At 63.3% G+C, this 12,533-nt stretch carries 10 protein-coding genes; 3 read left to right on the forward strand and 7 right to left on the reverse strand.

Features of this window, described 5'->3' with window-relative positions; all coding sequences use genetic code 11:
* Positions 1-3: 3 nt before the first annotated feature.
* Genes OCK01_RS25925 through OCK01_RS25940 form a run of 4 tightly spaced genes read right to left on the reverse strand, consistent with a single transcriptional unit; the run spans position 4 to position 3,347 of the window.
* Positions 4-1,041, reverse strand: coding sequence for an LLM class flavin-dependent oxidoreductase (locus OCK01_RS25925; protein ID WP_263826482.1), 1,038 nt, complete (start codon positions 1,039-1,041; stop codon positions 4-6).
* Between the two features lie 3 nt (positions 1,042-1,044).
* On the reverse strand, positions 1,045-1,968 hold the full coding sequence (locus tag OCK01_RS25930; protein WP_263826483.1) for a flavin reductase family protein: 924 nt from the start codon (positions 1,966-1,968) through the stop codon (positions 1,045-1,047).
* A complete protein-coding gene (locus OCK01_RS25935) occupies positions 1,958-2,770 on the reverse strand; it encodes an alpha/beta fold hydrolase (RefSeq protein WP_263826484.1) in 813 nt (270 codons plus the stop codon). The genes OCK01_RS25930 and OCK01_RS25935 overlap by 11 nt, the downstream gene beginning before the upstream one ends.
* Positions 2,745-3,347 carry an amino acid synthesis family protein gene (locus OCK01_RS25940; RefSeq protein WP_263826485.1) on the reverse strand — a complete coding sequence of 201 codons (603 nt, stop codon included), beginning with the start codon at positions 3,345-3,347 and terminating at the stop codon, positions 2,745-2,747. The genes OCK01_RS25935 and OCK01_RS25940 overlap by 26 nt, the downstream gene beginning before the upstream one ends.
* 97 nt (positions 3,348-3,444) lie before the next feature.
* On the opposite strand from OCK01_RS25940, the gene OCK01_RS25945 reads away from it, so the two are divergent.
* The gene (locus tag OCK01_RS25945) at positions 3,445-4,140 is read left to right on the forward strand and encodes a GntR family transcriptional regulator (protein WP_263826486.1); all 696 of its coding nucleotides are present in this window, start codon (positions 3,445-3,447) and stop codon (positions 4,138-4,140) included.
* A gap of 96 nt (positions 4,141-4,236) precedes the next feature.
* Here the strand turns inward: OCK01_RS25945 and OCK01_RS25950 are convergent, their stop codons facing one another.
* A complete protein-coding gene (locus tag OCK01_RS25950) occupies positions 4,237-7,257 on the reverse strand; it encodes a calcium-binding protein (RefSeq protein ID WP_263826487.1) in 3,021 nt (1,006 codons plus the stop codon).
* A 309-nt stretch (positions 7,258-7,566) separates the two neighbouring features.
* On the reverse strand, positions 7,567-8,580 hold the full coding sequence (locus OCK01_RS25955; RefSeq protein WP_263826510.1) for a LacI family DNA-binding transcriptional regulator: 1,014 nt from the start codon (positions 8,578-8,580) through the stop codon (positions 7,567-7,569).
* Positions 8,581-8,808: 228 nt separating this feature from the next.
* Between OCK01_RS25955 and OCK01_RS25960 the strand changes: the two genes are divergently transcribed.
* Positions 8,809-9,810 (forward strand): sugar kinase, encoded by a 1,002-nt coding sequence (locus OCK01_RS25960; RefSeq protein ID WP_263826488.1) that lies wholly within the window; start codon positions 8,809-8,811, stop codon positions 9,808-9,810.
* Complete coding sequence (locus tag OCK01_RS25965; protein WP_263826489.1) at positions 9,807-11,078, forward strand: D-tagatose-bisphosphate aldolase, class II, non-catalytic subunit; 1,272 nt, start codon at positions 9,807-9,809, stop codon at positions 11,076-11,078. The genes OCK01_RS25960 and OCK01_RS25965 overlap by 4 nt, the downstream gene beginning before the upstream one ends.
* Before the next feature lie 36 nt (positions 11,079-11,114).
* Here OCK01_RS25965 and OCK01_RS25970 read toward each other — a convergent pair whose 3' ends face one another.
* The gene (locus OCK01_RS25970) at positions 11,115-12,530 is read right to left on the reverse strand and encodes an ROK family protein (protein ID WP_263826490.1); all 1,416 of its coding nucleotides are present in this window, start codon (positions 12,528-12,530) and stop codon (positions 11,115-11,117) included.
* Positions 12,531-12,533: the final 3 nt, after the last annotated feature.

Raw genomic sequence — 12,533 nt, forward strand, 5'->3', positions numbered from 1 at the left:
TCCTCAGCCGAAGGCCGGCATGACCTCGGCGATGAAGCGTTCGAGCGACGCCTTCTTCCGCTCGAAGCTCATGCCGGTGTCGATCCAGAAGGAATATTCGTCATAGCCGAGCGCTTCATAGGCCTTGAGCCGGCCGATGACCTCGTCGGACGTGCCGATCGGCATGTTCGCCCGCATGACATCCGGGCCGAGCATGGCGTTGGCAGCGATATCTTCCTCGCTCAGCCGTTCGATCAGGCCCTGATGGATCGGGCGCTCATTCTTGAACCAGGCGAAGAAGTAATTGTAGTAGACGCTGACTTCCTTCATCGCCTGCTGCACATCCGCCTCGTCGGAACCGACATAGGTGTGCAAAAGCAGCATGATCTTCGGCCTTGCGATATCGGGGCTCTTCTCGCAGGCGGCGTTGAAGCGGCCCATCAGGCTCTCGATCTCGGCGTCGCCGTTCCAGAGCGGCGTCACCTGCACATTGCAGCCTTGCGCGACGGCGAATTCGTGGCTGTTGGGATCGCGGGCCGCCACCCAGATGGGCGGATGCGGCGTCTGAACCGGCTTCGGCGCGGAGGTCGTGGAGGGGAACTTCCAGAATTCTCCGTCATGTGCATAGTCGCCGGCCCAGACGCCTTTCAGCGCCGGGATCAGTTCGCGCATGCGCTGGCCCGCGCCCCATGCGTCCAGTCCCGGAAGAAGACGTTCATATTCAAAGCCATAGGCGCCCCGGGCGATGCCGACATCGAGACGTCCGCCTGTCACGATGTCGGTCATCGCCGCTTCGCCCGCAAGCTTGATCGGGTGCCAGAAGGGCGCGATCACCGTGCCCGTGCCGAGCCGGACATTCTTGGTGCGGCGGGCGAGATCGGCAATGTTGATGAAGGGATTGGGGGCGATGGTGAAATCCATGCCGTGATGCTCGCCCGTCCAGATGGCGTGCATGCCGCCGCGATCGGCAATCTCGCACAGTTGGACGAACTCCTCATAGAGCTCCTGATGGGTCTGGCTGGCGTCCAGCCGCTCCATGTGAACGAAGAGCGAGAATTTCATACGTCACCCTCTGACGGCCTGGGCGTGAACCCGGCCCTTTTCCTGGTTTCCCACATAGACGCCGAAATTGCCGAGGCTGGCTTCGGCGGCGTAGCGCTTGAGCACATCCCGCGTCGCGGCGTCGGCAATCCGCTCCATCGGCAGAGCGTCGATCGGATAGAGCGACCCCGACGCGACAGGCCCGTCGCCGAGACCGGCGCGATAGACCACATGTTGGCGCTTGTTCCTGGTGTCTTCATAGACCGAATAGAGAAGCCCCGGCTGAACAGTGAGGCCCGAGAGAGCGGCGACCGCACCCGTCAGCGCATCAAGACCCTCGCCGCTCGCCAGTTCGACGCCGGGCAGGCCGAGCGAACCTTCGGCGGTCTCCACCAGCAACACCTGGCCGTCGCGCTCGGCGACCGCGCTCAGATGCTGCGGCATGTCCTGGCCGGCCAGCAACGCCTTGTCAGCGAGCACCGGCGAGAAGTAGCCGCCGCGCGCATAACCGAGCCCGGCCTGGCCGGAATTCTCGAAGGCTTCGATGCGGCCGAGCAGAATGACATGATCGCCGGCGTCGACCACCTGATGCATGGCGCAATCGAACCAGGCCGCGACATCGGAGAACACCGGCGAGCCATGCGGCCCCTTGCGCCAGTCGACGGCGGCAAAGCGGTCCTCGACCGGGCGGGCAAACGTGTTGGATACGTCTTTTTGCCCTTCGGAAAGAATATTGACGGCGAAGCCGGCGGCGTTGGTCATGGTGGCGAAATTGCGCGACGTCTTGGCGAGACAGACCAGCAGCAAGGGCGGATCGAGCGAAACGCTGGTGAAGGAATTGGCGGTGAAGCCGATCGGCGCCCCAGTGGCGTCATGGGTGGTGACCACGGTGACGCCAGTCAGGAAGGCGCCGAAGGCGTCCCTCAAAGCTCTCGGTTCAAGCGTCATGGCGGGCCTCCTCCCTTGTCCATGTCATCCACTCGGTCAGCGCCGCATTGACGGCTTCCGGCGCCGTGAGGTTCACCATATGGCGGTGCCCCTCGATGATCACCGCCCGGCCGTTTCGGGCGGCTGCCGCCATGGCCTCGGCCATCGCAGGCGTCGAATTCAGATCGCCGTCGCCGGTCAGAAACAGCGACGGGCAGGTGACGTGAGGCCAACGATCCGCATAGGTCGCATCGCCGCCGGCGAAAGCGCCATAGGCGGTGGCGTAACCCTGCTGATCGACCAGCGCCAGCAGGCGCCGGGACAGGGCGTAAGCCTCCTCATGCTCATGCCCTTCGCCAAACCAGCGCCGGAGCGGCGCTTCACGATCGAAGGCGCCTGTGACGATTTCCGCCGCCCGCGCCTTCACCGCGTTGCGGGCCGCGTCGTCCCGCATGTAGACGCCGTTCAGAAGCGCGACCCGCGCCACCTGATCGGGCGCCACAGCGGCGATACCGCCTGCGATCAGCGCGCCCATCGAATGACCGGCGACGCTGACCGGCCCTCTGCCGAGTTCGACCAACACCGTTGCGAACCAGGCTACGAAATCCTCGAGCGACGCGCCGAGGGGAAGGGGGCGGCTTTCGCCGTGGCCCGGCAGATCCACCGCGATCACCTCGAAGCGCTTCGACAACGCCTCGATCTGCGGCGTCCAGGCTTCGAGCCGCATACCCACGCCATGGATCAGAACGAGCGGATCGCCGGCGCCCGCCACGGCATAGGCCGCGCCCGAGGGCGTCTTACACCGCTGCGGGATTGGCGACATCGTGGCCCAACTCCTTGAGATCCTCATAGCGATTGCCGATCCGATGATGCGGACGCCCGCCGATCGACGCGCCGAGCGCAATGACGATTTCATCCGCCGCCGGCGCATCCGGAATGGCGCACTGAATGGTGAGGTAGTGCGAACGACGGCCCTCGTCGTTCTTGTCCATCAGCGGAATCATGATCGGAGCGTTGGCCGGCCCGCGCGTGTTGCAGAAGGCGAGATAGGATTTGGCGCCGACAGCATGGCGATAGTGATTTCCGAACCGGAGCGTGTGGATCAGCGCCGAGGCGTGTTCGATTTCACCATCCAAGCCAACGACAGCGCTTTTGCCATAGCCTTCGACCGCCTCGCCTGAGCCGGCGACATCGAGGATCATCTTGGTCAGGAGCGCGCCGAGCACGGGAGCCGCCGCGTGGATTTCAGGCTTGAGGTTCTCGACGAAGCCACGGCCTGCCCAGGGATTTTTGATCACCGCCATGGCCGCGATCATCTTCAGGGGAACGACGGCTTCCTTGCCGCCCTCGATGAGCGTGTTTTCCACATGAAGAAGAGTTTTGCGTATCACGGGAACCAAGGCCGCCTCCTGTCACTTCGTATGACTGCATGTTGGTATACCATAAGACGACGTGTCAAGAGCTTGCTTGAAACAAATTTTGCGGCTACACGGAACCATGACCTCACAGGACGCTCATCTCGCTGATCTCCGGATCGACACGCCCCCCGCAACGTTGCGGGAAATCGCGCTCGAGCGCATGCGCCGCGCCATCATCGCCGGCCTGTTCGAACCGGGTCAGCGGCTGGTCGAGCGCGCGCTTTGTGAACAGCTGGGCGTGTCCCGCTCGGTCATCCGCGAGGTGATCCGGCATTTGGAGTCCGAGGGACTGGTCGAGAGCATCGCCAAGCAGGGGCCTATCGTCGCCCGGCTCAGTTGGGATGACGCCCGGCAGATCTACGAAATCCGTTCGGCGCTCGAGTCCACGGCGGTCGCCGATTGCGCCCGCCGCGCGGGAGCCAAGGTCAAGGCGCGGCTCGGCGCCGTGCTGAGCGAGCTCGACCGGACATCGAAAAAAAATTCGCCGCCGGCCATCCTCGACGCCACCCATGAATTTTACAAGATCATTTTCGAGACCAGCGGCCATACGATCGCCTGGGAGATCGTCAACCGGCTGAACAGCCGTATTTCGCGCCTCCGCGTCATGACGTTGTCCACCGCCAACCGCACGGTGTCGGGGCCGGCGCGCATGCGGGAAATCTATTCCGCCATCGAAAGAAACGACCCCGAAGCCGCCGCCGCCGCATGCCGGGCCCATGTCGCCGAGGCCTCCAAAATCGCCGAAACCCTGCTCGCCGAACAGGGAGACGTTTGACGCCGTTCTTCGGCGTTGAAAAAACCATGCGCCCAACGCAAAGTTGCAGCGGCCGGTAAACCGGCCGCTGCTCAGTCAACCCGAAAAAGGGTCTGATTAGACGAGCATGAAATCGCCTTGCGACAGCGTCTTCACGTCATCGAGCGTTGCAAGGAGCACGGCCTCCTCGTCGCCCGCCTTGCCGTCCGCATCGAACCAGAGGCGGTGCGTATCGCTTTCGAACAGGAAGGTCGGAGCGGCGGCGGAGAACTCCACTTCATCGGAAACCACGACATTGACGGCTTTTTTTCCGGTCATGTCGAAGTTGATGGCGTTGACCGACAGGCGATCCTGGCCGCGGGTAAAGTCGGTGATTTCATCGCCGGCGTCGAATGCGCTGCTGAACACGAACACGTCCTTGCCCGAGCCTCCGCTCAGGAGATCGCCGTCGAGACCGCCGACCAGCGTATCGTTTCCGCCTCGACCGAAGAGGACATCGTCGCCACTGCCGCCATCGAGATGTTCGCCGCCGTTTGCGCCGCGGATGTCGTCGTCCTTGTCCGTGCCCGTCACCCGCTCGACATTCCTGACGGTGAGCCCCTTCGCCAAACCGTCGTTTTCCGCATTGTCGGCAAGATCGAGTTTGACCGAGGAATCGCCGTAGAAATTGAAGGCCAGCGTGTCCAGGCCCGCGCCGCCATCGAACAGATCCTTGCCGGTGAACTCGTTGCGAACGAGTTGGTCGTCGCCATCGCCGCCATAGAGCTTGTCATCGCCGGCGCCGTCATAAAGGACATCGGCGCCGGCCATGCCCTTCAGTTCGTCATTGCCGACATTGCCGCGCAAGGTGTCTGAACCCGCAGCTGCGGTCACACTATCGGCCCCCGATGTTCCAAAGAAGTCGAGCGCTTCCATGCCCGAAACTGTGGTCGAAGCATTCACCTTCACGGTCCCCGAGGTCAGGGTAAAGCTGACGCCGACATTGAGCGCGGAGACATCGAGGTGAAGGCGGTCGGAACCCGCGCCCCCGGCGGCCTGGTCGCCGGAATTGATGTAAATGTCGTCATTGCCAGCCCCGGCGTCCAGAACGTCGCGATCCGCCTCGATCGACATATGACCTGCATAGAGATGATCGTCCCCGTCTCCACCCTTGAGGTTGTCGCGGCCGGCTCCGCCATAGAGCCAGTCATTGCCGCCGAGGCCGTTCAACGCGTCGGCCCCGTCATTGCCTTCGAACGTGTCGGTGAGCTTGCCGCCGGTGAACTTGTCATCGCCGGAGCCGCCGGAAATGTGGACCTGCTCGAAGTTCTTGAGGATGGCGTCGCCATTGACGAGGCGGGCATTGGCGCTCAGCACGAAACTCAGATTTTTGGTCGTTTCGCCGCGATCGACTTCGGCGAAGTCGACGCCGCTGCCGCCATCGGCCTCCAGCGATCCATAAATGTCGCCAAGACCGGCATTGAATTGGACGCTGTCATTGCCTGCGCCGAGACTGACCTTGCTGAGCCCGTCGCTCGACTGTTCCATGACGGTGATGTCGACCTCGTCATTGCCGTCGCCGCCGATCAGCGTGTTGTCGCCGCCCATATCCATGATTTTGTCGTCGCCCGCGCCGCCGTCGACGAAGTCGCGTCCAATGCCCGCATCGAGGAAATCGTCGCCCTTGCCGCCATAGAGCTTGTCATTGCCCGCTGCCGATTTGAACCACACCTGCTGCGCATCGCCCGCCTTCAGAGTGTCGGATCCCGATCCGGTGAAGACGTTGAATATTTCGGTGTTGGCGGCCGTCGTGCCGTTGGACAGCACGCCTTTGCCCTTGGAGACGTTGAACGTCATGTTCTGGTTGTAGCTGTCGACATACAGATAGGCCGTGTCGAGACCGGTTCCTCCATCGAGAAGATCCTTCTCTCCCTGGGCGATCAGAGTGTCGTTGCCGGCTTCGCCGTACAGCTTGTCGCGACCGTCGCCGGCCTGAAGCGTGTCGTTGCCGGCGCCCGACCGCAACGTGTCGTCGCCGCCATAACCATAGAGATCGTCATTGCCGCCGAGCGTCGTGAATTGGTTGGCGCCGTTGGAGCCATGGAGATCATAGGCTTCGACATGCTGGATGGTCGTTCCGTCCGCGAGTCTGTTGACCAGGTTTTCGGCTTTGGCGGTAAAATTGCCGTCGATATAGCGCAGTTCCAGCCGGTCGACGCCCGCGCCGCCGTCGATGATCTTCTTGCCGGAATCTACGGTGAAGAGAATTTCGTCGTCACCGGCGCCCGCCAGGACCTTGTCGTTGCCGTCACCCGTGATGATGTAATCGTTACCGACACCACCATCGAGGGTGTCGTTTCCGAGACCGCCTGAGAGATAATCATTGCCTGCGCCGGCGACGAGTTCGTCGTTTCCGTCCTCGCCATGCAGCGCATCGACGCCGTTGCCGCCGTCCAGCGCGTCATCGCCATTGCCGCCCGAGAGATTATCGTCGCCATAGCCGCCAAGCAGCCGATCCTTGTCGTCGCCGCCATTGATATAGTCGTCACCCTGGCCGCCGATCAGCATGTCCGCGCCGGCGCCGCCGGAGAGATAGTCGGCTCCGCCCTGGCCATCGAGCCGGTCGGCTCCGCCATTGCCTTGGAAGAAATCATTCCAGCGTCCGCCGGTCAGAGTGTCGGCGCCAGTGTTGGAGCCGTCGATGTAATACTGCTCGATATCATGCAGTCTGGCGCCGTACAGCGTCACGGTCTCGGTGGGATCCGCCGCGGTGAAATTCACGCCGGACGCCCGGCCGGAGAGAAAGAAGCGCACCGTATCCCTGCCCAAACCGCCGTCGATGACGTCCCCCTGGTAGTCGTCGATCTGGTTGTCGGTGAAAGTATCGTCGCCGAGACCGCCCTGCATCGTGTCGGCTCCGGAACCGCCGAGGAATGTGTCGTCGCCCGACCCGCCGTTCAAGCGGTCGTCGTCTTCATCGCCCATCAGTGTGTCGGACTGGAACCCTCCATCCAGTTGATCCCGGCCATCGCCGCCAGACATTGTGTCGCTGCCGAACAGGCCGATCAGATTGTCGGCGCCGCCCATGCCGACCAGCAAGTCGGTCTCATTGCTGCCGATGATGGTTTCCGCTGCATCCGTTCCATATTTCGTCGTCATGATATCTTCCCATTTTTCAGACGCATGCCGGCCAAACCCTCCTCGGGCCCTCACGCCGGCTGCGTGGTCTTCCGAACCCTGCGCTCGGATGGGGATCTTGTGTCATACGCCAAAAAGCCTGCCTGTTTCCGCCGGAACAGGGCTGGCGCAGTCACGGCGTGCAGCCGATCGGGCCGCGGCAAATGAATGCGCTGCGATCGATTGCGCCCGGCTTTTTGTTCCCGGCGCCAGCTAAACCCACGAGATGGACGCGAGCTGAGGCTCCAGTCGGCTTGGCAAGGGAGAGGGGAGGGCGGAAGGGGAGGGCGTTTAAGCCGAATTTCGCAGCATCAGCGCGGCTTCCAAAAGTATGCGGTCGCGGGCGAGCCTTGGATCGTCCCCTTCGGTCTCGCCGAGTTTCCGCAGGAGGAGCGCCATCGCCAAAGATCCGATCTGGGCATAATCCTGCGCCACCGTGGTCAACGGAGGACAGGCGTAGCGCGACAACGGATGATCGTCATGACCAGCGATACGAAGATCGCAACCCTCTCCATGCCCGATCTTGAGGCCGCGCCGCCAGGCAGCAGCGAGCACACCGAAAGCGATCCGGTCATTGGCGCAGACCAGCGTGCGGCTCCGAGGGGCTTGCTGCTCGAAAAACGCGGTCGCCTGCTCAAAGCCGAACTCCTCGAAATCCCAGGTGGAATGTGCGGACAGTTCGACGATGTCGGGCCTATGCCCCTGCGCCGACATGGCTTCGACATAAGCATCGCGACGGTCAGCGGCATTGTGGTTGACCGGCGGCATACCGAAAAAGGCCGGCGGTTCGCCGCTGCGACAGAGATAATCGACGATGAGCGCGAAACTCTTGCGGTTGTCGGTGCCGACAAAGGCCGCATCCTTGTCGGGCGGCGCGTCGACATGTACGACCGGTATGGCGCGCCGCAGTTTCTCCAGCGCCCTGCCGCTGGCGCCATGCCCCGTGGGCGCCACGATCGCTCCGGCGACATTCATTGAAGAAAGTGTGGCGATGGCCTCTTCCTGCTTCTCGGTCCGACCATCCGACGACAGGATGAACGCCACAAATCCCGCCTCCGCCGCCACCTGCTCTATGCGCCGCGCCAGCGCCATGAAAAATGGATCCAATGCATTGGGTATTATTACGCCGAGGATATTGCTGCGTCGACGGTTGAGGTTCACCGCCAGGAGATTGGGCTTATAGCCGCATCTGGCGATCGCCGCCTCGATCTTTACCCGCGTCGTCATACGCACGGACGCCGGATCATGGAAATATTTCGACACGGTCGGCCGGGAAAGGCCGACAAAGCGCGAAAACTCCTCCATGGTCTTGATGCCCGCCGCCAAAAAAATCGCTCCCTCATCCGCTCCAAGCATGACAGGTAAAGCGCATAATTGACGCATGTCCAGTTTTTCTTTCGAGTTCATGCCCTAGGATGAAGCCGCAAGTGTCAATTCCCTTTCACCCCGCACGCAAATTTTTTACGCGCGTCAATTTTTGTTGACCACAGCGCCAGCACCGACTTAGATGCCTTATATTTCAAGTCACTGGGCATGGGAGGCAGGGCCTTGAACGCATCAACCGGCATCGCGGACGAGGCCCTTGGGCCGACCATCACGATCGGCGAGATCCTCGTGGAGATCATGGCGACGACCATAGGGGAGGGGTTTCGGGAGTCGCAACCCTTGACCGGACCGTTTCCGAGCGGAGCGCCGGCGATCTTCATCGATCAGATCGCCAAGCTCGGTGGCGGCTGCGGCATCATCGCCGCGGTCGGCGACGATGATTTCGGCTGGCTAAACATCAATCGACTCGAGGCGGACGGCGCTGACGTCTCGGCCATCGCGGTGCTTGCCGACCAGCCGACCGGCTCCGCCTTCGTCCGCTATCGGGCGGATGGATCGCGCGACTTCGTGTTCAACATTGCCCGCTCCGCCGCCGGTCATGTCCGTCTGACCGACCAGGCCCGAACCCTGATCGACCGCGCGGGCCATCTCCACGTGATGGGCTCGGCCTTCGCCATTCCCGCAATCGGCGCGATCGTACTCGACGCGTTGCGGACGGTGAGGGCGAAGGGTGGGTCGGTGTCGCTCGATCCCAATGTCCGAAAGGAATTGCTGTCGGGCGGGCAGGGGAGGGAAGCGCTGGACGAGGTTCTGGCGCAAGCCGATCTGTTGCTGCCTTCGGGCGAAGAATTGTTTGCCGCAGCCGGCGTCGCCGATGAGGCCGAGGCGATCGAGAGTCTCTTGGCGCGAGGCGCGCGCGAGATCGTCGTCAAGCGCGGCAAGGCCGGCGCGTCGGTGTTCAGCGCATCGGGTCGATTGGATCTCGAAGCGTTTCAAGTCGAGGAACTGGATCCTACCGGGGCCGGCGATTGCTTCGGCGCCACCTATCTGACCTGCCGCCGCAAGGGCATGTCGATGGAGCAGGCGCTGCGCTACGCAAATGCCGCCGGGGCGCTGACGGTGACGCGTCGCGGCCCGATGGAAGGAACCTGCGGCTTTGCAGAACTCGACAGCTTCATCGCCAGCCAGGAGGGAAAGCCTACCCCATGAGCGCGCTTCTCCTGCAATTGGCCGAGGCCCGGCGTCTCGGACGCCCTTTCGGCATCGCCTCAGTCTGTTCGGCCCACCCGACCGTGCTGCGCGCCGCCATCCGACGGGCCAAGCAACGCGGCAGACACGTGTTGATCGAAGCCACTTGCAATCAGGTCAATCATCTCGGCGGTTACACCGGAATGACGCCCGCCGATTTCCGCGCCTTCGTCGAAGCAATCTGTGCTGAGGAGGGGCTGGCCTTTGATCAGGTCATTCTGGGTGGCGATCACCTGGGCCCCAATCCCTGGCGGGGCGAGGAGCCGATGACGGCAATGGCCAAGGCCGAGGCGATGGTGGAGGCATACGTCGCCGCCGGGTTCGGCAAACTGCATCTGGATACGTCCATGGCCTGCGCGGGCGAATCCCAAGCGCTTGCCGAAAGCGTGATCGCCGAACGCGCCGCGCGCCTTTGCGGCGTCGCGGAAGCAATGGCTTCCCGTCTGAACCTGTCGAAACCGCTCTATGTGCTCGGCACGGAAGTGCCTGTTCCAGGCGGCGCCGACCATGTGCTCGACACCGTGGAGCCGACCCGCCCGGACGCTGCGGAGGCGACGATCGCCTATCATGCCGAGATATTTGATAAGGCGGGTCTGGCGGAGGCTTTCTCACGCGTCATCGCTTTCGTCGTCCAGCCCGGCGTGGAATTCGGCAGCGACAATGTCATCGCCTATGATCGTCAGAGGGCCAGAAGCCTTGCAGCCGTGCTCGAGCACCATCCAAACCTGGTCTTCGAGGCTCATTCCACCGATTATCAGTCGCGTGAGGCCCTGAGGGCGCTCGTGGAAGACGGCTTCCCGATCCTGAAAGTCGGCCCCTGGCTGACCTTCGCCTATCGCGAGGCGATCTATGGGCTGGACATGATCGCGGCAGAACTCGTTGCCGAATATGGCGGCCGGCGGCTGCGCGACCGGATGGAGGCGCTGCTGACTGCGGATCCCAAAGACTGGCGCGGACATTATCACGGCGACGACACCGCGCTCGCGCTGCAACGTCACTACAGTTATAGCGACCGCATCCGCTATTACTGGAACCGGCCGGAAGCCCATGCGGCCGTCGAAGATCTGCGCCACGCCCTGTCAGGACTGAAAATACCGGAAACGCTGTTTCATCAATATCTTCCGTCGCTGGCTTCAAGCCTTGCATCGCAGGCGATGGAAGAGATCCTCATCGCCGCCGTCGATCAGGTGCTCGACCTCTATGACCAAGCTGCCGGCGACCCGACATGACCCTCTGCGCACGCCGCCGGCAAGTCGGCGCGACGATCATAGTTTCAGCTTCTCACCCAGCCAGGCAAGCGTCGCCGCCTCATCGAGCGGCGCCGTGGTGTTGATCGTCAGGGAGGGCGCCCGCCCAGTGGGCGCGGCGCGGCGCGCCAGCTCAATCAGTTCCGGCACATAGCTTTCGCCGGGATGTCCCGGCAGACGCTCCGTCAATCGCGCCCGATAGCGTTCGCCGATCACCTCGGGCGGCGCCGAGCACCAGAGTTCGGCCAGCCCATCCACGCCTGAAGACGCGAGATACCCATCCAATTGCTCAAGCGGCTGAAAACCAAACCAGGCGTCGATGACGAAGCCCGCGCCGGGCGGCGCGGCGGCCACGATGTCCCAGATCGCCCGATAACTCGCTTTGCCGAGCCTGCGGTTGAACAGGCGATCGACATCGTCGAGTTCGGCCAGGAAGGGGTTCTTGACCACGTCGAGCGACAGCATCTGCCAGCCCAGACGATTTGCAATTTGCGAGGCCACCCGACTTTTGCCGGAGGCCGGCACGCCATTGACGAGCACGACTTTCTTGGCCGTGCCGCGCGTTCCGGCAAGCTCGAGCGCGGCCAGCCCCGCCCCGATCATGCCGGCGTCATCGTCGAGCGCTGCGGTTCGCACCGGCGTCTGATACCATCGGCCGATCGCAGGCGCGAAATCCAGCGCGCCGACCGCGCACCCCCCAAGCCCGCCGCCGAGCAGCAGCACATCGGGATCGAACGTTGCCGACAGCGTGTTGATTGCCGCCCGCAACGGTTTCGCCCAACGCCCGAGCAAAGCGCGATGCGGCTCGTCACCGGAGGCCGCGCGTTTCAGGATCTCCTCGCAACGTATACCGCCGGGCAATCCTGCCTCGTTGGTCAGCCGTCCGAGCGCGGTGCCCGAAGAATAGAGCTCCACGCAGCCCGCCTGTCCACAAACGCAGATCGGGCCATCGGCCTGCACCACGACATGGCCAAGTTGGCCCGCCGCCTGCTTGCCATTGACGATGCGGCCGTCCAGCATCGCCGCGCCGCCGATGCCGGTGCCGATCGTCAGCATCACCACATTGGCGAGCCCTTTGGCGGCGCCGACCCGGGCTTCGGCGATGAGCGCCATCGAGCAGTCATTCTCGATGCGAACGGGGCGGCCGAACTCCCGTTCGATCCGGCCCTTCACATCGACGCTGGAAAGATCGAGAAAACCGCCGGAAAGCACCGCGCCGCTGCGGGCGTCGACCCTGCCAGGCACGCCGATGCCGATCGCGCGCACACTGGGTCCGTCGAACTCGCGAATGAGTTCGCAGAACATGTCGAGCGCGCGGCGCGGCTCTCGGCACCCCTCGACGATTTTCTTGTCGAGGATCACGCCGTCCGCGCTGATCCGGGCGGCGCGCATGCGCGTGCCGCCGATGTCAAGGCCGATCGCCTCATCCGCCATGCC

Origin of the sequence: Rhizobium sp. TRM95796, assembly GCF_025779995.1 — a bacterium.
Lineage (GTDB): Bacteria > Pseudomonadota > Alphaproteobacteria > Rhizobiales > Rhizobiaceae > Rhizobium_E.